Annotated in this window: 14 protein-coding genes; 6 read left to right on the top strand and 8 right to left on the bottom strand. The window is 70.7% G+C overall.

Annotated elements, in window-relative coordinates; genetic code table 11:
* The first annotated feature begins 9 nt into the window (after nucleotides 1-9).
* Both AO398_RS09355 and AO398_RS09350 read left to right on the top strand, forming a co-directional pair.
* Nucleotides 10-915 carry a LysR substrate-binding domain-containing protein gene (locus tag AO398_RS09355; RefSeq protein WP_058191771.1) on the top strand — a complete coding sequence of 302 codons (906 nt, stop codon included), beginning with the start codon at nucleotides 10-12 and terminating at the stop codon, nucleotides 913-915.
* 147 nt (nucleotides 916-1,062) lie between these two features.
* Nucleotides 1,063-2,439 (top strand): SAF domain-containing protein, encoded by a 1,377-nt coding sequence (locus AO398_RS09350; protein ID WP_058191770.1) that lies wholly within the window; start codon nucleotides 1,063-1,065, stop codon nucleotides 2,437-2,439.
* A 39-nt stretch (nucleotides 2,440-2,478) separates the two neighbouring features.
* Here AO398_RS09350 and AO398_RS09345 read toward each other — a convergent pair whose 3' ends face one another.
* From AO398_RS09345 to AO398_RS09315, 7 genes are all read right to left on the bottom strand, one after another.
* Nucleotides 2,479-3,213, bottom strand: coding sequence for a DeoR/GlpR family DNA-binding transcription regulator (locus AO398_RS09345; protein ID WP_348272354.1), 735 nt, complete (start codon nucleotides 3,211-3,213; stop codon nucleotides 2,479-2,481).
* Between the two features lie 90 nt (nucleotides 3,214-3,303).
* On the bottom strand, nucleotides 3,304-4,305 hold the full coding sequence (pdxA, locus tag AO398_RS09340; protein WP_058191768.1) for a 4-hydroxythreonine-4-phosphate dehydrogenase PdxA: 1,002 nt from the start codon (nucleotides 4,303-4,305) through the stop codon (nucleotides 3,304-3,306).
* Nucleotides 4,302-5,543: a four-carbon acid sugar kinase family protein gene (locus AO398_RS09335; protein WP_058191767.1), complete on the bottom strand. Its 1,242-nt coding sequence runs from the start codon at nucleotides 5,541-5,543 to the stop codon at nucleotides 4,302-4,304. Before AO398_RS09335 ends, pdxA begins: the two co-directional genes overlap by 4 nt.
* Nucleotide 5,544: 1 nt before the next feature.
* A complete protein-coding gene (locus tag AO398_RS09330; RefSeq protein ID WP_058191766.1) occupies nucleotides 5,545-6,558 on the bottom strand; it encodes a 2-keto-3-deoxygluconate permease in 1,014 nt (337 codons plus the stop codon).
* A 538-nt stretch (nucleotides 6,559-7,096) separates the two neighbouring features.
* A complete protein-coding gene (locus tag AO398_RS09325) occupies nucleotides 7,097-8,392 on the bottom strand; it encodes an MFS transporter (RefSeq protein WP_058191765.1) in 1,296 nt (431 codons plus the stop codon).
* A gap of 89 nt (nucleotides 8,393-8,481) precedes the next feature.
* The gene (locus tag AO398_RS09320) at nucleotides 8,482-10,074 is read right to left on the bottom strand and encodes a gamma-glutamyltransferase family protein (RefSeq protein ID WP_058191764.1); all 1,593 of its coding nucleotides are present in this window, start codon (nucleotides 10,072-10,074) and stop codon (nucleotides 8,482-8,484) included.
* Nucleotides 10,075-10,394: 320 nt separating this feature from the next.
* Nucleotides 10,395-11,513 (bottom strand): helix-turn-helix domain-containing protein, encoded by a 1,119-nt coding sequence (locus AO398_RS09315; RefSeq protein ID WP_082643212.1) that lies wholly within the window; start codon nucleotides 11,511-11,513, stop codon nucleotides 10,395-10,397.
* Nucleotides 11,514-11,843: 330 nt separating this feature from the next.
* Between AO398_RS09315 and AO398_RS09310 the strand changes: the two genes are divergently transcribed.
* From AO398_RS09310 to AO398_RS09300, 3 genes are all read left to right on the top strand, one after another.
* Nucleotides 11,844-16,367, top strand: a complete 4,524-nt coding sequence (locus AO398_RS09310) for a S8 family serine peptidase (protein ID WP_058191831.1) — start codon at nucleotides 11,844-11,846, stop codon at nucleotides 16,365-16,367.
* Nucleotides 16,368-16,633: 266 nt separating this feature from the next.
* Nucleotides 16,634-16,981 (top strand): hypothetical protein, encoded by a 348-nt coding sequence (locus AO398_RS09305; RefSeq protein ID WP_058191763.1) that lies wholly within the window; start codon nucleotides 16,634-16,636, stop codon nucleotides 16,979-16,981.
* Nucleotides 16,982-17,200: 219 nt separating this feature from the next.
* A complete protein-coding gene (locus AO398_RS09300; RefSeq protein ID WP_244498705.1) occupies nucleotides 17,201-18,595 on the top strand; it encodes an FAD/NAD(P)-binding protein in 1,395 nt (464 codons plus the stop codon).
* A 21-nt stretch (nucleotides 18,596-18,616) separates the two neighbouring features.
* On the opposite strand, the gene AO398_RS09295 is transcribed toward AO398_RS09300, so the two are convergent.
* Nucleotides 18,617-19,039 carry a helix-turn-helix transcriptional regulator gene (locus AO398_RS09295; RefSeq protein ID WP_348272352.1) on the bottom strand — a complete coding sequence of 141 codons (423 nt, stop codon included), beginning with the start codon at nucleotides 19,037-19,039 and terminating at the stop codon, nucleotides 18,617-18,619.
* A 604-nt stretch (nucleotides 19,040-19,643) separates the two neighbouring features.
* Between AO398_RS09295 and AO398_RS09290 the strand changes: the two genes are divergently transcribed.
* Entirely contained in the window at nucleotides 19,644-21,821 is a 2,178-nt protein-coding gene (locus AO398_RS09290; RefSeq protein WP_244498710.1) for a TonB-dependent siderophore receptor, read from the top strand.
* Nucleotide 21,822 lies beyond the last annotated feature (1 nt).

The raw sequence follows: 21,822 nt of genomic DNA, 5'->3' as shown, positions 1-21,822 counted from the left end.
GATTGGTGCATGCGCCGGATACCGAGCTTTCCCGCCCTGCGGGCCTTCGAGGCGGCCGCGCGCCTCGGCAGCTTCGCCCGGGCGAGCGAGGAGCTGCATCTCACGCCCTCGGCGGTGAGCCACCAGATCCGCGCGCTCGAACGTACCCTCGGGCGTGCCCTGTTCCGGCGCGCCAACCGCCAGGCGACGCTGACCGCGGACGGCGAGCGCCTGTGCGCGGGCCTCGGACAGGCCTTCGACGCGATCGAGGCGCTCTGCGCGGAATTGAGCCCGCCGCCGCCCTCCTCGCTCGCCGTGCATTGCACCCCGAGCTTCGCCGCCAAATGGCTCGGTCCGCGGCTGCATGCCTTCGTGGAGGCGCATCCCGATATCGGCATCCGCCTCTCGAGCAATGCCGATCCGATCGACCTCGGCCGGCACGAGGAGATCGATATCCTGATCGCCTATGGCCGTCCGCCGCGCGGGCCCGGCCTGGCGGTCGAGTCCCTGGGCCCCGAGGAGATCGCGGCCCTGTGCACGCCGGACCTTGCCCGGTCCATCGGGCCGATCGAGCCCGCCACCATCCAGGGCTTCACCCGGCTGGATTCGTCGTTCAGCCCCGTGCGCTGGCCGGACTGGTTCGCGCATAACGGCTGTCCGGCCCCCGCCGCGGCCTCCGGGCCGGCCTTCGACCGCGGCTCCCTGGTGATCGCGGCCGCGATCCAGGGGCTCGGGGTCGCGCTGGAGAGCCTGCGATTCGCCCAGCAGGAGCTCGGCGCCGGGCAGCTCGTGCGGCTCGGCGCAGGCCGCCTCGCGAGCCTGTACCGGGATCTCCACTTCATCTGCTACCGCGAGCGGGATCGGGACCTGGAGAAGATCCGGGCCTTCCGCCGCTGGCTTCTGGATCGCGAACAGGAGAGCCGGGCCGCGGGCTAAGGCGAGTCCCGCCGGTCGCAGAGCGCGGCCGTCGCCGCATGGGCAGGCGCTGAAACGCATGATAATGCCGAACCGGCAAGACCATGCATACGCGGCGGGCACGGACCCGGACGTCCGACCGACCGCGCGACACGCCGGGAGAGCGCCATGTCGATGTTCGCCAAGCTGCAGCGTCGCGCCGAGGAGGGGCGCCCGGTCCGCGTGGGCCTGATCGGCGCCGGCAAGTTCGGCTCCATGTACCTGTCGCAGGCGCCCCGGACGCCCGGCATCCACCTGACCGCCTTGGCCGACCTCTCACCCGACCGGGCACGCCAGGCGCTGCGCCGGGTGGGCTGGGACGAGGCCCGGTTCGCGGCCCCCAGCCTGGAAGAGGCCGCACGGACCGGCGCGACCTGCGTCACCGACGATGCCGACGCCCTGATCGCCAGCCCGTTCGGGGACATCGTGATCGACGCGACCGGCAGCCCGGCCGCCGGCATCCACCACGCCCTCAAGGCCTGCGCGCACGCCAAGCACATCGTCATGGTCAACGTCGAGGCCGACGTGCTGGCCGGACCGCTGCTCGCCCGCCGCGCCGCCGAGGCCGGGGTGATCTACTCCATGGCCTCCGGCGACCAGCCGGCGCTCATCGCCGAACTGGTCGACTGGGCGCGCACGATCGGGCTGGAGGTGGTCTGCGCCGGCAAGGGGACGAAGTACCTGCCGGCCTATCACGCCTCCACCCCCGACACGGTCTGGGGCCATTACGGCTTCAGCGCCGAGCAGGTCGCGGGCGGCGACTTCAATCCGCAGATGTTCAACTCCTTCCTGGACGGCACCAAGTCGGCCCTGGAGATGGCCGCGGTGGCCAATGCCTGTGACCTGACCCCGCCACGCGACGGCCTGGCCTTCCCGGCCTGCGGCGTCGACGACCTGCCGATGGTCCTGCGGCCGGTGGCGGATGGCGGCATCCTGACCGAGGGCGGCACCGTCGAGGTGGTGTCCTCCCTTGAGCGGGACGGGCGCCCAGTCTTCCGCGACCTGCGCTGGGGCGTCTTCGCCGTGTTCGCGGCGCCGAGCCGCTACGTGCAGGAGTGCTTCGCGCAATACGGGCTGAAGACCGACGACACCGGCCGCTACGCCGCCACCTACAAGCCGTACCACCTGATCGGCCTCGAGCTCGGAATCTCGGTCGCCTCGATCGCAGTCCGGGGCGAGGCGACGGCCGCCTCGGGCGCCTGGCGCGGCGACGTGGCCGCCACCGCCAAGCGCGCCCTGAAAGCCGGGGAGCGCCTCGACGGCGAGGGCGGCTTCACGGTCTACGGCAAGCTGATGCCGACGGCCGAGTCCCTGGCGCAGGACGCGCTGCCGATCGGGCTCGCGCACAACCTCGTGCTGAGCCACGACGTCCCTGCCGGCCGGGCGGTCCGCTGGAGCGACGTGGCCTACGATACGAGCCACCAGGCGATCCGCATCCGGCGCGAGATGGAGGCGCTGTTCCGCGCCGAGCTGGGTCTGGCCTCGCCCGCGCAGCGGGTCGCCTGACCGAGGCCGATGCTTGGCGGCTTCGGCGCGGCCAGGCGTCTACCGCAGGGTGTCGGCCACCACCAAGCTGGCACCGTCCGCAGCCAAGTGCTGCCGCTGGTCCTGCGAGGCCGCCGCATCGGTCACCAGGGTCCAGCGCGGCGGCAACGGTGCCCAGGCCCGCTGCTCGGCGCGCCCGAGCTTGCCCGCGTCGGCCAGGACAACGGTATCCTGCGCCTGCGCGATCATTGCGGATTTGAGCGCGACCTGATCGAGGCTCGCCTCGCACAGGCCGCGTCCGGCGACCACGCCGTCGGCGCTCATCACCGCGCGGTCCGCCGTCATCCGGCGGAGCGCCTCGACCGCCAGCGGGCCGACCGTGCCCATGCTGGTCGTCCGCACGCTGCCGCCGAGCACGACGAGGTCGATCTCCGGGGCGCGGGCGAGAAGGGGCAGCAGGGCGAGGTTGTTCGTGATGATGCGCAGGCGCCGGTCGAGCAGGAGGCGCCCGAAGGCCGTCACGGTGGAGCCGGCATCGAGGATCAGGGTCTCGCCGTCCGTGATGAGCGCGAGCGCCGCGCGGGCGATCGCCTGCTTCTCGGGGCCGTTGACCGCCAGCCTCTGGTCGAGCGTCGTCTCGGCCGAGGGGGCGGCCAGGATCGCGCCGCCATAGGTCCGTCGCACCGCCTTGGTGTCGGAGAGGTGCTGGAGGTCGCGCCGGACGGTGGAGGCGGAGACGCCGAACCGGCGCGCGAGATCGTCCACGTCGATCTCGCCGAGCCCGAGCGCCTCCAGCAGCCGCGCCCGGCGCTCACGCCCGCGCAGCGCCGTACCCGCTTTGCCGATCCGCGACAGAGGATCCTCCCACCGATACGAGCGCGCCCGTCAGGCGGCTGCCGGCTTCGGGGCCAGCTCGACCGCCTGGCGGAGCGCCTCGATGAGGCTGCGCTCGTCCGCAACGCCCGTGCCGGCGATGTCGAAGGCCGTCCCGTGGTCGACGGAGGTGCGGATCACCGGGAGGCCGACGGTGATGTTCACCCCGGCTTCGAGGCCCAGCACCTTGATCGGTCCGTGACCCTGATCGTGGTACATGGCGACCACCATGTCGTAGTCGCCCCGCCCGGCGAGGAAGAACAGCGTGTCGGCGGGCAGCGGCCCGCGCACGTCCCAGCCCTTGGCCCGGCAGGCCTCGATGGCCGGCGTGATCTTCTCCGCCTCCTCGCCATGGCCGAACAGGCCGTTCTCGCCCGCATGCGGATTGATGGCGCAGACGCCGATCTTCGGATCGGCGATGCCGGCCTTCACCAGCACGGCGTGCCCGCGGGCGATGACCCGCTCGACGAGACCGGGCTCGATCCGCGCGATCGCGTCGATCAGGCCGATATGGGTCGTGACGTGGATCACCCGGAGCTTGGGCGAGACCAGCATCATCGACACTTCCGGCGTCCCGGTGAGGTGCGCGAGCATCTCGGTATGGCCGGGAAACTTGTGGCCGGCCGCGTGCAGCGCCTCCTTCGAGAGCGGCGCGGTGCAGATCCCTTGAGCCTGTCCCGCCTGCACGATCTCCACCGCCGCCGCGATGCAGCGATAGGCGGTCTCGCCGGCGATCGGCGACACGCGTCCGAACGGCAGGTCGTCGGGGACGCATTTCAGGTCGACGCACTGGACCGCTCCGGCGCCGAACGCCGCCGCGCCCGCGTCGGCGAGCGAATCGACACCGATCGTGGCCCCGACGATGCGTCCCGCCTGCCGCAGGCGCCCGGCATCGCCGATCACCAGCGGCCGGCAGAGCGCGTGGACCTCCGGGTGGGCCAGCGCCTTCATGATGATCTCCGGCCCGACGCCGGCGGGATCGCCCATGGTGATGGCGATGGTCGGACGGATCATGAGAGGTTTCCTTCGGTTCGCGCGCGGCGCAGGCGGTCACGGATGCGCGTGAGGCTGTCGGCATCGCCGAACGCCCCCGCCTTCGTGGCGATGGGGATCGAGAGCCGACCCAGGGTGAGGCCGAGCGAGACGCCCGGCTCGATCTCGTCGGCGAGCTGGATCCCGTGGATATCGAAGCGCGTCAACAGGGCGGCCGCGGTCTCGCCGCCCGTGGCCGCCAGCGCCCCGATCTGCCCGGCGATCGGGGCCAGCGCATCGGCGAGCGCCTGCGCGAGCCGGGGGCCGAGGCGCATGTCGGGCTCGCCCGCCAGCAGGATCTCGACCAGGACGTCCTGGCCGGCGGCCAGCCGCGCCGCGATGGGCGTCGCCAGATGCGACGGACCGTCCGCCGCGAGCAGGGTCTCGGGCGCCACCGGCAGATGTACCACGGCGCCATCGGTGAGGAGACGCCTGGCGCCCGCGCGCGAGACTTCGGCCAGCGAACCGACGACGAGGAGCGAGCCGCGCCGGTCCGGTGCGATCCGAACCGGCTCAAGGGCAGCCGTCGAGCCGGAGGCCGCGAGCGCATGCGCCAAGCCGGCGCTGCCGATGAACACGGCCCAGGGCGTCGCGGCGAGGCCCGCCTCGGCGATGCGGCGCAGATCGTCATCGGTCTCGGCATCGCAGACGGCGACCGCCTCGGGACCGGCCGCCACCTCCGCCAGCGCGTCGGCGAGGCGACCGCCGCGCACCGTCGGCAGGGTGAGCGATCTGGACCGGATCCCGGCCGAGGCCAGCATCGCGCCGAGCACGGCGCTGGCATAGGTGTGATCGCGCCGCCAGACCTCCGCCTCCTCCAGCGGGCGACCGCCGACCCGCATCCGGCCGTCCACCGTGGTCCGGCCGGTCCCGGGGAAAGCCGGCGCCAGCACGCCGAAGGCCCGGCCGGAGCGGGCACGCAGATGCGCCAGCGTCGCGGCGCTCTCGGCCGCGGGCTGGCCGCGCAGGGTCGAGTCGATCTTCTTGAACAGGCGCCGCTCCGGATCGTGCAGCCGCTCCAGCAAGGCCGCATGACGCTGCGCGGCCGCCTCCGCGGCGCGGGCGCGGCTGTCGGCATCGTAGGAGAGGACCGGGATCGACGGGTCCGGGACCGCCGCGCCCCAGGTCACGGCGGCGCTGCGGCCGCGTCGCCGGAACGCGATCGCGCAATCCGCGGCGCCGGTCAGATCGTCGGCGAGGATGAGCCAGCGCGCGTCCATCTCAGGCGCGGCTGACCGGCACGGGCACGACGGGTGCGTCCTCGGACATCTCCGCCTCGTCCGCGCCGCGGCCGACCATCTTGGCCGTCCAGGCGGTGACGATCGGGACCAGGATCGCCGTGACGACGACGCAGGCGGCGACCAAGATCGTCGCGGGACCGGCCGCGTCGGCATAGGCCGGGTTCGCAGCGGCGACGATCGCCGGGACGGCCGCGGCGTTGCCGGCGGTGGACGCCGCGGCGACCCCCGCGACGCCGGTGCCGCCGGTCAGGCGATCGGCGAGGAACAGCGGGATTCCGGTGAAGACCACGACCGCGACGCCCATGGCGAGGCCGAGCAGGCCGGCCTGCCACACCTTGGTGAGATCGAGGCCCGCGCCCAGCGCGAAGGCGAAGAACGGGATCATCACCGGGATCGCGCGGCTCAGGAAGGCGCGCATCTCGCGGTCGAGATTGCCGATGATCATGCCGACGAGGAGCGGCAGGACGGCGCCCACCAGGGTCTGCCAGGGAAAGGCCGAGAGGCCGGCGACGCCCAGCGTCACCATCGTGAGAAACGGGCCGCTCTCCAGCGACATGACCGTGTAGGCGCCGACATCGCGCGGGCGCCCGTACTGGCCCATCAGCGCCATGTAGAGGCCGCCGTTGGTGTCGTTCATGCTGGCGACCACGGCCAGGGTGGACAGCCCGGCAAACATTCCGGCCGCCACCGGCGCCTCGCCGAGGACCCGGCCGAAGACGAGCCCCAGGATCAGGGCGATCCCGATCTTCACGATCAGCAGCGTGCCGCCCTTCTTGACGATGTAGGGGGTGGCGCGGAAGTCGATGCTCGCCCCCATGCAGACGTAGAACACCGCCAGGATCGTCAGCGCCCCCGAGAACAGGGCGCCCGTGAACGACCCGAAGAATTTCGGGGTGCCGGGGAAGAAGGTCGCGATGAGCGCGCCCGTGAGCAGGGGGACGACCATCATGCCGCCGGGCACGCGCTCGATCGCCCGCTTGATCGGGATCTGCATCTCTGTTCCCTCCCTGCGCATAGCGCGCAATTCCCGCGCTTGGCTGCGGGATTTTAGCGTATTGAGCCGCGATGAACTTCGTGACCGTGTTCAAATGCGCGCATTACGCGCAACAGGTCAATAGAATTGCTCACAGTGCGCATTCATTGCGCCGGCTGACGATACCGCTCGCCCGCGTCACGCCCGTGAGGCGGCCGCTGCATCGGCTGGAGACATCGCGGCGTCGCGGCCGACCCCGACAGCGCCTCCGGCCGATCGTGGATGCCGGCCTCGCGCGGGCGATCCGCTTTCCGGCGCCGCCCCCGGCGCATACCGATCGACCTCGCCGGCCCGGCCCTCATGGCGGCGGGCGCGATCGGGTTCGGGGCACGGCATCACCGGCAAGACGCGGCCCTGGATCCGCATCTCGGATTCGACGCGGCGCTCGCGGCCGCGCTGACCGAAACGCTCCGAGACGGATCGCGCAGGGCCGGTTGTCGGCGGCGCCCGGCGCACCGACCGACGATGCCCGCTGCGGACCGGGAGGCCCCGGCGGCCGTCAGCGCAATCCGAATTTCCGCCGGACCAGGACGATGCAGACGAGGCTGACGCTCGCCGCGAACATCAGGAAGAAGCTGGGGGCGAGCGCCGTGTGGGTGATCGCGATCAGGCTCTCGATCCAGAACGGCGCGAAGCCGCCGAACAGCGTCACGCCGACATTGTAGCTGATGTTCATGCCGGTGCTGCGCGTGCGCGTCGGAAAGATCTCGGCCATGAGCGCCGGCAAGGCCGCGCTGTAGCTCGCCTTGAGGGCGCCGATCAGCGCGAGCACGGGGACGATCACGAGCAGCACCGGATAGCTGATCAGCAGCGCGAAGGCCGGAAACATCAGCACGAAGACGCCGATCACCACGGCTCGCATGATCGGCGTCCGTCCGACCGTGTCCGACCAGTGCCCGACCAGCGGCGCCACCGTCATCAGCATGACGGCCCCGACGAAGGAGGCGACGAAGCCGATCCAGGAGGGCAGGCCGAGCTGGTTGACGGCGTAGGTCGGCGTGTAGCTGATCATGTAGTTCAGGGCCGTGGAGGTCGCCACGAGCCCGGTCGCCAGCAGCATGTTCAGCCATTGCTGCACGAACAGGTCGCGCACGGGCGAGCGTGTCGTCTCCTCGTCCGCCGAGGCCTCGAATTCGGGGGTCTCTTCGATGTTGCGCCGGATGTAGAGGCCAACGGGACCGATCAGCAATCCGAACGCGAACGGCAGGCGCCACCCCCAGGAGCCGATCTGGTCCGGGCTGAGCGTGGCGCTCAGGATGACCCCGGACAGGGCCGCCATCACGCTGGCCAGGCCCTGGCTGGCGAACTGGAAGCTCGCGAAGAACCCCTTCCGCGCCGGACCGTGCTCGACCATGAAGGCGGTCGAGGCGCCGAACTCGCCGCCGACGGAAAAGCCCTGGATCAGCCGCGCGGCGAGCACGCCGATCGAGGCCAGGATGCCGATCGACTCGTAGGACGGCATCACCACCATCATGAAGGTGCCGACCATCATCAGCACGATCGACAGCATCAGCGCGGGCTTGCGCCCGACCCTGTCGGCGTAGAGGCCGAGCACGATCGCGCCCAGCGGGCGCATCAGGTAGGAGATGCCGAAGCTGCCGAGCGCCAGCAGCAGCGAGGTGGTCGGGTTGCTGGTCGGGAAGAACAGCTTCGAGATCGTCACCGCGAAGTACAGGTACAGCGTGAGATCGTAGAACTCGAGGGCGTTGCCGATCGAGGAGGCGATCACCGCCTTGTACATCTGCGACGCGCCGCGGGAGGGTGTCGGACTGACGGCCGCGTCCGGTGCTGACATGATGAATGTAATCCTCGAGCGCCGCGATGTGTCTGGGATCCACCGCGCTCGCTTGCGCCGGACCGGTAGCGATTCCGGTGGCGGGCGCCCTAGAAACCGCCCGCGTGGCCGTCCTTGCGGGGATCGGAGCCGCCCACGTAGCCGCCGTCGATCCGGCGCACGAGCTGCGCGCCGCCGAAGCCGAAGGCGGAATCCGGCGGCTCGCGCACGAGCTCGTGGCCCCGCGCCTCCAGGTCGCCCAGCACCGCGGCGGGGAACGCGGTCTCGACCGCGACCTGCAATCCGGCGACGTGGCGCCAGCGGGGCGCGTCGACGGCGGTCTGCGGGTCCTGCCCCCAGAGCTGGGTCCGCACGAGCACCTGCACGTGGCCCTGCGCCTGGATGGGGCCGCCCATGAAGCCGAAGGCCATCAGCGGCGCCCCGTCCTGCATGACGAAGCCCGGGATGATCGTGTTGAACGGGCGCTTGCGCGGGCCGACCTGGTTGGGATGGCCCTCGGCCAGGGTGAAGCCGTAGCCACGGTTCTGCAGGCTGATGCCCGTCCCCGGCACCACCACCCCGGAGCCGAAGCCCGAATAGTTCGACTGGATGTAGGAGACCATCATGCCGCCGGCGTCGCCGGTGGCGAGGCACACCGTCCCGCCCTCGTTCGGCGCGCCCGCTCCGAAGACCTGTGCGCGTCGGCGGTCGATCAGGGCCGCCCGGGCGGCGAGATAGGCCGGGTCCAAGAGATGGTCGTGGGTGACCTTGGTCATGTAGCGCAGGTCGGCCGCGTAGGCGTAGACATCCGCGAAGGCGAGCTTCATCGCCTCGATCTGGAGATGGAGCGCATCCGGGCTGTCCACCGGCAGGTCCGCGAGGCCGGTCGAGCGCAGGATCCCCAGCGCCATCAGGGCCGCGATGCCCTGCCCGTTCGGCGGGATCTCGTGCAGGCTCGCGCCGCCGAAATCCTGCCGGATGGTGCCGCACCAATCCGTGCTGTGCTCCGCCAGGTCGCCCTCGTCGAGGGCGGCACCGTGCTGGCGGGCGAAGTCCGCGATCCGGTGCGCCAGCTCGCCCCGGTAGAAGGCCTCGCCTTGCGTCTCGGCGATGAGGCGGAGCGTGCGGGCATGGCCGGGGGCCCGGAACAGCTCGCCGGCGGCCGGCGTCCGCCCGTCGGGCATGAAGGTCGCCGCGAAGCCGGGCTGCGTCTTCAGCTCCGCCGCGCCGCGCCGCCACAGCTCGGCGATGACCGGCGAGACCAGGAAGCCCTCTTCCGCGTAACCGATGGCCGGCTCGAACAGGCGCGCGAACGGCAATTGTCCGAACCGCCGCGACAGCTCCACCCAGGCGGAGACCGCACCCGGCACCGTGACGGTGTCCCAGCCACGATGCGGAAACGCGCTGTGATGGGCAAAGCGCTCCGGCGTCCAGCCGGCCGGCGCGCGCCCGGACGCGTTGAGCCCGTGCAGCTGGCCCTCGTGCCAGAGGATGCAGAAGGCGTCCGACCCGATGCCGTTGCCGGTGGGCTCGACCACGGTCAGCGCGATCGCCGCGGCCAGCGCCGCGTCGAGGGCGTTCCCGCCCAGCTGCAGCATCCTCAGCCCGGCCTGCGTGGCAAGGGGCTGCGAGGTGGCGACGAGATTGCGGGCGAAGACCGGCGAACGCCGCGAGGCGTAGACCGCATCGTGTCTGAATTCCATCCTCGGCCTCGTGACTCTGCCCGGCGTCCGGAACTGCGATGGGCAAGCCTTATGCCCGTTCTTCCAAGCGGCGCAGCATTGGATTTCGCAACCCACGGATGAACGCGGCGACGAGCTCCCCGGGTCGGCCTTCTGCGGCAGCGGGATACGCAGTCCCGCACCGGCGATGGCGCGGTTCTGTCGCTGCGACAAGCCGGAGGGACGCTGATCCGGATCCGGGATCGTCGGGCCTCACACCCCAAGGGTGCGACACGGCTGTGCCGCACGCCGCGACGACGGGCTTTCGTGAGCGGTTCGCCCATCCGGGCGGCAGGCCGGGTTCAGAGGCTCTCGATCCAGCTCTGCAGGACCGACAGGGATTCGGCGCTGCTTCCCGGGCCGAGGCGCTGCGCGGCGTCGCTCGGGATGAAGCCGAACCGGCGCTTGAAGGCCCGCCGGAAGGTGCGCTCATCTAAGAAGCCGACCGCGTAGGCGATCCGCGCGATGCGCGCCGGATGCGCTTCGTCCCGGATGAGCATCCGCATCGCATGCATCAGGCGGCGGTCGCGGATGTAGCTGACGATGCCGTTCGGCGCGAACAGGCGGTACAGGGTCGAGCGAGACAGGCCGAGCCGCGTGGCGATCAGCGCCGGCGAGAGCTTCGGATTGCCGAGTTCCGCCTCGATGAACCGGCGGACCCGGATCCGCACGTCCTGGTGCTGAGGGGAACTCCCCGCTTCCCGGCCGCGCAGCCAGGTCGCGCAGAGATGGGTGATCGCGGACGCCGCCGCCAGGGCTTCGCGCCGGTCCAGCCGGTCGCCGCAGGCCACGACGTTGGCGACGAAATTGTGGACCAGGCGCCCGAACGGGTCGCCATCGTGATCCAGGGGACGGCCGTGCAGGGCGTCCGGGCGGCAGCCCTGCTTCTCCAGCAGAGCGCGGGGGATCAGGACATTCGTGGCATCGACGGCACCCGCCACGATGCGCACGGGCTGCGCCAGATCGAACACGATGCACTGGACCTCGCTGACCGGCCCGGCGGCATGGTCCGTCTCGACGAGGCTGCGGCCGCGCCGGTAGAACTGCAGCAGGATGTGATCGAGCCCCTGCTGACGGATCATCTCCGGCGACCGTTCGAGGATATGGGCCGGCGCGATCACGTCGCCGACGAGCAACTCGCCGAGGTGATAGCTGCGCATCGCGATCGGGACGGTGAGGTCGGTCTCCGGCCCGAAGCTCACTGCGAAGACCGGCGCCAGGTGCGCCTGCCAGGCCCGGCCCAGCGCGTCCGGATCCGCGGGCGGCTCGAAGCGCAGGCAGGCGATGCCGGTGGCGGGCGGCTCGGGCTCCGCTTCACGCGGACGAGATGCCTCCGCGTCGGCAGCGGACGCCGTGGCGGTGGCAGGACCCGGCTGCTGTTCGGCAGAGGCTTTGAGGGCGGCGGCGCTGTAATATCTCATCGTATCGGATCCGCAATGATCCCGATTCTTTCGATCGACGACAGTCCTTCGATAGTCGACATCGCAAGCAATCGAATGAATACGCCCAATAATATCGATTCGCATCGACACAACTCGGCAGGACCGCTGGATGGTCTCCCCCGCCGGTCGCTCCGGATCGAGAGCGCTCATCGTGCGGCCCCGCTTCATGCAGTATGTCCCAAAAGGGGTGAAGGAAGTGCCAAATCGCGCCTGCGCCGCATCCTGTGGCCGGGACGGCATAGTCTGCAAAAGGTGCATCCGCCTACATCGCGCACTGCGCTTTGATCCGAGGATGACGGGGCCTTGCTGATGCCGAACCAGCGCGATCTGGCGCACGACATGCGTGCGGTGGGCGAACATTGCCCGAGATCGTTCCGTACCGGAGATCGGCGCGGTTGGGCCCGACGCGGGCTCCTGCTCGGCTGCTCCCTCGCCGCGCTGACCGCCTCTCTGGCGCCGGCGGCGGCGCAGAGCGTCGTGAGACGCCCCCCCTCCTTCCTGGGCCTGACGGCAGCGGATTTCGACACGCCCGAGTACCGGGCCGATTGGGGCCTCGCCCAGATCAACGCCGCGACCGCCTATGCGCGTGGCTTCACCGGCGCTGGGGTGCTGGTGGCGGTCTACGATACCGGCATCGATCGAGGGCACCCGGAATTCGCTGGCCGCATTTCGTCCGCATCGCGAAACTTCTTCTCGGCTCCCGGCATCGCCATCGATCCGGGCTTCATTCAGGATGCGGTTGGTCACGGCACGCACGTGTCAGGCACGATCGGCGCAGCCCGAAACGGCGTCGGCACCATGGGCGTCGCTTACGACAGCACGATTCTGACCCTCTACACGCTACCGCCGGACAGCGCATGGAAGACCATACCGGGCCTCAGCACGGATGGCCCCGGGGCCATCGACCACGCGACCCGGCAGGGCGCGAGGATCTTCAACGGCAGCTATGGGCCTACGCTGCCCCAACTTTATATTGAAGACAGCCAGGGAAATCGGATTCCCAATCCGAATTACGAAGAACTTCAAGTCCAGCAATACAGACTCGAAGCAACGAAAGGCGAGTACGACGCGATCAAGCGGGCGGCCGACAGCGACATGCTGCTCGTGTTCGCGGCCGGCAACGATCGCCGTGATCAGCCCGTCATCTCCGTGAACCCGAGCGGGGCAGCTCTCTACCCCTATATTCGTCCCCGCAACGCTGACAGTGACGTCTACCAGTTCTACGACAATGCGGGTCGCCCGATCGACCAGAGCGAAATCGACTTTTCAGGTGTCGCCGGCTCGATCGTTTCCGTTGTCGCGACCGATAAGAACAACAAGATTGCGTGGTTCAGCAATTGGTGCGGCGTCACCGCTGCCTGGTGCATCGCCGCGCCGGGGTTCAGCATCCTCTCGACCGTGCCGGGCGGCTACGGTGTCAAGAGCGGCACGTCGATGGCGACGCCGCACGTCGCAGGCGCGGCCGCGGTCCTGCGTCAGGTCTTCCCGTTCCTGACGGCGCCGCAGATCGCCCAGACGATGTTCACCACCGCCACCCCGATCGGGCCGGCCTATATCTACGGCTGGGGCCTGCTCAACCTCGGCAAGGCGATCGACGGGCCGGGCCAATTCACCTCCACCTGGACAGTCGACACAAAGGGCTATTACGGCCGCTTCGCCAACGACATCTCCGGACCCGGCGGCCTGATCAAGACCGGGGCCGGCATCCTCGATCTTACCGGCACCAACAGCTACGCCGGCGGCACCACCATCAACGGCGGCGTCCTCGGCGTCCTGGCCGATCGCAACCTCGGCGCAGCGACCGGCGGGCTCGCCTTCGGCGGCGGCACCCTGGAGGTCCTGGCCGACGGCTTCGCCACCGCCCGGCCGGTGACCCTCAACGGCACCGGCACGCTGCAGATCGATACCGGGACCTCGAGCTTCGCGGGGGTGATCGCGGACGGGACCGAGCCGGGTTCGCTCATCAAGACCGGCCTCGGCACCGCCAGCCTGTCGGCGGCCAACACCTACACGGGCAGCACCCTCGTGACGGGCGGCACGCTGGCGCTGACGGCGACCGGCCGTCTCGTGGCGCCGATCACCGTCGGCACGGCCGGAAGCTTCGTGAACGCCGGCACCGCCTCGGGCGGCCTGGTCAATGTCGGCTACACCGCCAGCACCGGCACCCTCGCGGGCGGCGTGATCAATGCAGGTATCCTGGCCACCAGCGGCACGCTCTCGGGAGGTCTCGCCAATGCCGGATACACGTCAAACAGCGGCACCATCTCGGGCGGCGTGATCAATGCCGGCATCCTCGCCAGCAGCGGAGCGATCTCCGGCGGGCTGGCGAACGCCGGCTACACGGCCAACACCGGCACCATCGCGGGCGGCGTGAGCAACGCCGGGACGCTGGCCTCTAGCGGCAGCCTCTCCGGCGGGCTGTCCAATACCGGCTACACCGCCAACACCGGTACGATCGGCGGGGGCGTGATCAACAACGGCACCCTGAGCACCAGCGGCACGCTCTCGGGCGGCGTGACCAACACCGGGACCCTGGTCGCCAGCACCGGCCGGGTCGATGGCGCGATCCGGAACGCGGCCGGCACCTTCACCGTCACCGGCACGGTTGCCAGCGACGGCGCCTTCGCCAACGCCGCCGGTGCCACCCTGACCGTGGCCTCCAGCGGCGCCTACGGCCTGGCCGGTGCGCTCGGCAATGCCGGCACGGTCGCGGTCGCCTCCGGGGCGAGCCTCTCGGCCGCCGAGATCGGCAATGCCGGGCTGCTGGTTAGCGACGGCACCCTGAACGGGCCCGTGTCCAACACCGGCACCGCCCGCCTGTCCGGCCGGCTCAACGGGGCCCTGACCAACACCGGCGCCCTGCTGTTCACCGGCCCGATCGCCGGGATCACCGCGCTCGCCACCACCGGCTCGCTCGACCTCGGCGGCGGCGCCTTCAGCATCGCGAGCCTGTCCGGCTCGGGCACGGCCGTGCTGGGCAACGGCCAGCTCACCGTCGGCGGCCCCGCCTCGTCGACCTATGCCGGTGCCATCGTGGACGGCGGCAGCCCCACGACGCTGACCAAGGTCGGCACCGGCACGCTCAACCTCACGGGCACCGGCCGCTTCTCCGGCCCGACCACGATCCAGCATGGCACCCTGTCGCTCAACGGCGTCTGGACCTCGCCCGTCACGGTGGCGTCGGCCGGGACCCTGCGCGGCACCGGCACGATCGCCGCCCCGGTCGATGTGGCCGGCGCCCTGCGGCCGGGCAATTCGCCCGGCACCCTCACCGTGGTCGGCCCGGTGCGCTTCGCCCCCGGCAGCGTGTTCGGGCTCGACATCGACGGGACCGGCACCGGCGCCGGGGCGGGCACCTATGCCCGCCTGCTGGCTCTCGGCCCGAGCGGCACGGTTTCGGCCAACGGCACCCTGGTGCCGGTCCTGCGCGGGATCACCGGCAACGCCGGCAACGGCTTCACCGCGGGGCTCGGCCAGCGCTTCTCCGTGCTGGTGGCGCAGGCCGGACTGACCGGCTCGTTCAGCGGCCTGGCCCAGCCGGCCGCCGGCCTCCCCGCCGCCACGCGCTTCGACGCGCTCTACGGTGCGACCGGCCTCGACCTGGTGGTGACGCCCGCCGCCTACGGCACCCTCGCGCCCCTGGGCCTGGCCCAGACCGGCAATGCCCGGATGGTGGGCGCCGCCCTCGACCGCGCCCGGCCACAAGCCGGCACAAGACCGGACGCTGCCCGGGCGCGGGTGTTCGACCCGCTCTACGCCGCCGCCCCGGGAACCCTGGCAGGCGAGCTCGCGAGCCTGTCGGGCCAGAGCTACGGCGATGCGGTGATGACGGACCTGCCGGCGCGCCGGCTCCCCACCGCCACGATCGACCGGCACCTGACGCTCGGCGGCGGCGGCGGCAGCTTCAGCGCCGGCGGCCCCGGTCTCGGGCCGAACCGCACCGCGCTCGACCTGCGCGGCGGCGCCGGGGCGCCCGACCAGCCGCTGGCCGCCGGCGAGGGCCGGATCTGGGCCGACGCGCTCTACGGATTCGGCGCGCGCGCGGGCGACCGTGCCGCCGGCGGTGCGAATCTCGAGGCCGGCGGGCTGCTGCTCGGCGTCGACCGTCAGGTTCAGCGCGACACGCTGGTCGGCGGCGTGTTCAGCTACTTGCGCGAGACCGGCGCGTCCCGGAACGGTGGGACGGGCATCGGGCTCGGGATGTTCAGCGCCGACAGCTACGGCGGCACGGTCTACGGCACCACCCGGTTGGGCGCGGTCGTGCTGCGCGGCACGGCCGGGGGCGCCTATGCCGACGGGCGGGTCAACCGGACGGTGACCCTGGGCTCGGCCCTGGTGCGGGCCAGCGGCGCGCCCGCCGGCGCCGACATCAGCCTGTCTGGCTTTGCTGGCTACGCGATCGACACCGGGCTGCCGGTGGACATCGTGCCGGAGCTGGGCCTGAGCTACGACCGACTGACCCGGGGCCGGGTGGTCGAGCGCGGCGGGCTGGCCGAGCAGGCCTTCACCACAGCGGCGCTCGACGGCGCGCGGATCCTGGCGGGCGGGCGTCTCGCCAGCCTGGCGATGGACGAGACCGCGGGCCTGCGCTTCGAAGCCCGGGCCTACTGGGCGCATGAGTTGGCCGACACCGCCGCAATCGTGCGCTCGCGCCTGTTCGGGGTGCCGTTCTCGACACGCACGAGCGCGCTGGCGCGGGACGGCGCGGTGCTGGGCGCGATCCTGTTCGGCGCGGTGGCGCCCGGCGTCTCGCTGTCGGCTAGCTACACCGGCGAGGTCCGTCCCGGCGCGATCGCCCAGGTCTTCTCCGTAGGGTTACAGGCGGCCTGGTGATCGCGGCGGACCGATCCGGCGGCGTGGCACGGGCGACCTTGGGGATGGCACGACACCGCCGGGCCGATCGAAGGCGGCGCTGATGGGCGAGAGCGTCGGCGCGGCGTCGATGTCGCCGAGCAGCCGCGACGGGGCACAGTCCCTGCGATGCACCTTTAACGATGAAGCCCGAAGGCTCTCTTGCACAGCTCGATGAATACAACTTTTGATTGCATTTGATGGCGCAATGGGGGACCCTGCCGGATTACCAGGGCCGGAGTTCCCCCATGCGCGGGATCGAAAACAAGCAGCCGTTGCATCCCGGCATCGCCCTGCGCCGGGAAACGATCACCGGGGCGGCGGCCATCGGGTTTCTGGCCGGCGGCGGCGTCCGCCTGATCAACGAGCTCGGAGATGTGCACCACATCCTCACCAGCGCTCTGTCCCTATGGCTCGGAGCCATCGCGGCTGCGGTGCTGGCGGGCATCGTGCTGAACCTGATCGCCCTGCCCGCGTTGAGCTGGGCCCTCCCCGGACGCCGGCTGACGGCGGGGACCTATCGGGCAGCGGGAGCGCTCGCCAGCGGTGCGGCTTTTGCGGGCGCCTTCGTTCAGTTCGCGCCCGGGACGGTTTAAGATCCCGCTGCGGAGAACGGCTGCCGATGAAGCGGAGGCGCCTGCGGTAGCGGGTCAGCGTTACCGGACGATGTTTCACGGGAAACATCGCGTTGTGCCGTTTCAGCGCAGCCTGGAATGGCCGGCCCCTGCGCGCATCGCCGGCCGATGCCCCTCCTCGGGGTTGCGCGCGCATCGCGGGCCTGATCGAAGATCTCCGGAAATCTTCGGGACTGCTCCGTGATCACACCACGCACCGACCCATTCCTGCGCCTCGCGATCGTCGGCGGCGGCTTCACCGGCGCGGTTCTGGCCATCCACGCCATCCGGGCATCGGGAGGGCCGCTCGATATCGTCGTGCTGGAGCCCCGGGCTGAACTCGGGCGCGGGGTGGCTTACAGCACCCAAGATCGCAGCCATCGCATCAATGTGCCGAGCGACCGTCTGGATATCGGCACCAACGAACCGGGGGCCGTGACCGCGTGGCTGCATGCGCAGGGCATCCTGCCCGACGCGGCGAGCGAGGATGCAACCGGCGCCTACGTGCCCCGGGCCGATTACGGCGCTTATATCGGCGACACCCTGGCCCGGACCCTCGCGGCAGCGGCGGATCGGGTGCGCCTGCGCCATCTGCGCACCACCGCCACGGAGGTGCGGATGGCGGGCGGGGCGTGGGTGATCGTCACCGGATCCGGCGAGCGGATCATGGCCGACCGGGTTGCGCTGTGCTTCGGCCACGCCGTGCCCGCCCTCCCCTGTCCGATCGGGGCCGGCGTCGCGCAATCCGGTCGCTTGGTCGCCGATCCCTGGGCGACCGACGCGCTGGCGGGAATCGACCCGGACGCCTCCGTCTTGGTGGTCGGCACCGGGTTGACCATGGCCGATGTCGTGACGAGCCTCGGCGCCGGCGGGCATCGCGGTTCGATCACGGCCGTATCCCGGCGCGGTCTCCTGCCGAAGACACACGGGGTCTTCAAGATGGATCTCGACGTGGTCGGCGGGCAGCGGCCCGCGACGGCGTTGGACCTGCTCCGGCTCGTCCGGACGCGGATCGCCGCGGTCGACCCGGCCCTGGGTTGGCATGCGGTGGTCGATTCCCTGCGCCCGGCCCTGCCGGATCTCTGGGGCAGCCTGCCGCCCGACGAGAAGCGGCGGGTCGTCCGCCGCCTTCTGCCGTTCTGGGAGGTGCACCGCTTCCGCATCGCGCCGCAGATCGAAGCGGCCCTCACCCGGGCCCGGATCGAGGGACGCCTCACGGTGGAACGGGCGGCCATCACCGGCCTGGCGCTCGGCCCGGACGGGCGCTTGGAGGCGGAACTGGGACGCAGCCGCAGCGAGACCGAGCGTCGTCGGTTCGACGCGGTGGTTCTGTGTACGGGGCCGGAGCGAGAGGTTGCGCGCAACCCGCTGGTGGCTGCCCTGCTGGCCGACGGAACAGCCAGCCTCGACGCCGTGGGTCTCGGCCTCGCCGTCGATCGCCGCAGCCGCGTCCTCGATCCTTCGGGAGAGGCCCAGGCCGGCCTCTACGCCTTCGGGCCGATGACCCGGGGCAGCTTCGGCGAGATGACCGGCGCCCCCGACATCGCCCAGCATATCGTGAACGCGGTCGGCGGGCTGCTCGCCGGCAAGGCTTGAGGGCCGGCGTCCGGGATTTGGTCAGGCTTCGGCGTGGGCCTGCCGAAGCGCGGCGGCGGCCTTCACGATCGACAGGACGCCGCTGCGGGTGGTCTGGTCCGGGATGGACCGGAACGCCGTCACGAGGTCCATGATCTCGGGATCGTCGAACAGCGCCTGGACTGGCTCGGCGCCGGCCTCTGCCGGCAGCTTATCGGTGAAAAACGTCTCGACCGGAACCTTGAGCAGATCGGCAATCATCTGCAGGCGGCTGGCGCCGACCCGGTTGCGGCCCTTCTCGTATTTCTGCACCTGCTGGAAGCTGACGCCGATCGCATGGCCGAGCGTCGTCTGGCTCAGCCCCTGCGCGGCCCGGAGCGCGGCGATCCGGCTTCCGATCGCGCGATCGGCTGCGGTCGCGAGCTTCGGCTTGGTCACGGTCATCATGTCGAAACGGTCTTTCACGCTGCGCGGCCGAAAGTGGCCCCGCTCTAGAAGCTGCCTAACTGTATCGCGCACGATTGAGTTTCGCGCCACCATGCAACCCTCGCTTGTGTAGGTTGCATATCTTGGCCGTATCCGCGAGCCGCCGCCGCCGCGTCATCACGTCGTCGCGCCTCGGCGAAGGCACCGCGATGGCGGATTCCGTCGCGTCCATACCGAGCGCGGCCCGGATACCCACAGCGTCGCGTGCACGGCTCCGGCGGCGGCGGCGCTCCTAACCCTCGGGATCATCGCTGTAAGCCCGACGCAACCTGGAATAGATCCAAGTTATATTAGAACGGCTCCACAACATAGCGGTTGCCTCGATTAATATTCTGATGCCAACACGATCACGACGGCGTGAGGCCGATGTTTTCGTGAAGAGCGTGGGCGTTTTCGCGCTCTTATTAGAGGCATTACAATGAACCGGTCCCGGGCAGAAACGACCTGGAGCGCAATCGAACGGTCGCTGGCCGGATCCCTGTCTCTCGCGTTGCTCTCGACGACTTGCGCCCTGGTCGTGTCCGGCGCCGCCCGAGCCCAGAGCGCGCCGACGACCGATATCGAGTTGTCCGAGCTGAGCGTCATGGGCGAGGGCGGCGGCCGGACCCTCAACGGCGACCTGTACGGCGCCCGCGGGGCGGTCGGCCCGGTTCCGGGCTATGTCGCCAGCCGCAGCACGGTCGGCACCAAGACCGACACGCCGATCCTAGAGACGGCGCAATCGATCTCGGTCATCGGGCGACAGCAGATCGAGGACCAGAACGCGCTGACGGTCACGCAGGCGCTGCGCTACACCCCGAGCGTCACCACCGAGCAGCGCGGCGGCGCCGGGGCGACGCGGCTGGAGCAATTCTACATCCGTGGCTTCGTCGCGCCGCTGTTCCTCGACGGGCTCGCCCTGCCCACCAACCGCGACGCGTTCCCGTCGGTCGACGCCTATCGGCTGGAGCGGATCGACATCATCAAGGGACCGGCCTCGGTCCTGTACGGGCAGTCCGGTCCGGGCGGCATCGTCAACCTGGTCTCGAAGGTACCGCAATTCGTCCGCCACGGCGAGGTCTTCATCCAGGGCGGCGGCTTCAACGAGGTGCGCAGCGGCTTCGACGTCGGCGGCCCCATCGCCTCCGACATCCCGGGCCTGGCCGACCAGTTCGCCTACCGCCTGGTGGGGTTGGGCTGGAACGGCGACGCCCAGGCGGTGACCACCCGGGTGGAGCGGGCCTTCATCAACCCGAGCCTCACCTGGCGGCCCTCCACCGACACGTCGCTGACGATCATCGGCAACTACCAGCGCGACCCGTTCTCGGGCTTCTACGGCGGCTTCCCGGCAGTCGGCACCGTCTTCGCCCGGAATTTCGGCAGTGGGCGGATCGGCCGCCTGCCGGTGGATTTCTACGACGGCGACCGCAACTTCGAGCGCTCGGACCGGACGCAGGGCTCGATCGAATACCTGTTCGACCATCGCGTCACCGACTGGCTGCGGTTCCACTCGGCCGGCCGCTACCTGCGCACGGAAGGGGATTACCGCAGCGTCTACAGCGCTTTCGCGGATGCCAACGGCCCATTCGCCAGCGGGCCGCTGCTCGGCCGCGCCCGCATCGGCACCCGGGTCGATATCGATGCCTACACCCTCGACAACAACGCGGTGGCCAATTTCGACACCGGCCCGGTGGCGCACACCGCCCTGCTCGGGGTCGATCACCGAACCTTCCGGACCTGGAGCCTCACCACGCCGTTCCCGAGCGCGCCCGACCTCAACGTGCTGGCGCCGAACTACGCCATGAACATCCCGACCCCGGCCTTCACGTCGGCGGCCAAGATCACGGCGGCTCAGACCGGCGTGTACTTCCAGGATCAGATGAAGCTCGGCGGCCTCGTCCTCACCCTGGGCGGCCGCTACGACGTGGCGCGCCAATCCGGGCCGACCCGGACGCTGGCCACCGGCGCAGTCGCGTACCAGGACGTGCCCTCCGATGCCTTCACGGGCCGGGCGAGCCTGCTCTACCTGTTCGAGAACGGCGTGGCCCCGTACGTCTCCTACAGCCAGGCATTCGAGCCGATCACCAACGGGCGCATCTTCGACACCGCCCTCGGGTCGGCCGGGCGTATCCCGGATCCGATCTCCAGCGATCAGTACGAGGCCGGGATCAAGTACCAGCCGCCGGGCACGGACATCCTGCTCACCGCCGCAGCCTTCGACATCCGCCGGTCGAACTCCCTGACGCCCGACCCGGCCAACAATGGCTTCAGCCTGCAGACCGGCGAGGTCGGGGTCCAGGGCGTCGAGTTCGAGGCCCGGGCGAGCGTGACCGAAGGGCTCAGCCTGATCGGCGGATTCTCTCTGCTGGACGCGCGCAACACCCGGGACACGAGCACGACGCAGAACGACCTGACCCGGCGGCAGGTCCCGCTCCTGGGCCGCCGCCCGGTCCAGATCCCCGACACGACAGCCTCGCTGTTCGTCGATTACCGCTTCACCGGCGGCCCGCTCCTGGGCCTTGGGCTCGGCGGCGGCGTGCGCTATCTCGGTTCGTCCTGGGGTGACCCGGCCAACACCTTCGAGGTGCCGTCGAGCCTGCTCGTCGACGCCGTGGCCTCGTACGACATGAAGCATCTCGACCCGCGCCTCGCAGGTCTCAGCGCGCAGATCAACGTCCAGAACCTGCTCGACGAGCGCTACGTCACCGGCTGCTTCAGCTATTCGAGCTGCTTCTACGGCCTGCCGCGCACGGTCTACGCCACCCTGCGCTATCGCTGGTGAG

The sequence above is a fragment of the Methylobacterium sp. GXS13 genome (assembly GCF_001455965.1).
In the GTDB taxonomy this organism is placed as follows: Bacteria; Pseudomonadota; Alphaproteobacteria; order Rhizobiales; family Beijerinckiaceae; genus Methylobacterium.
This window is presented reverse-complemented; position numbering and strand designations above follow the sequence as displayed.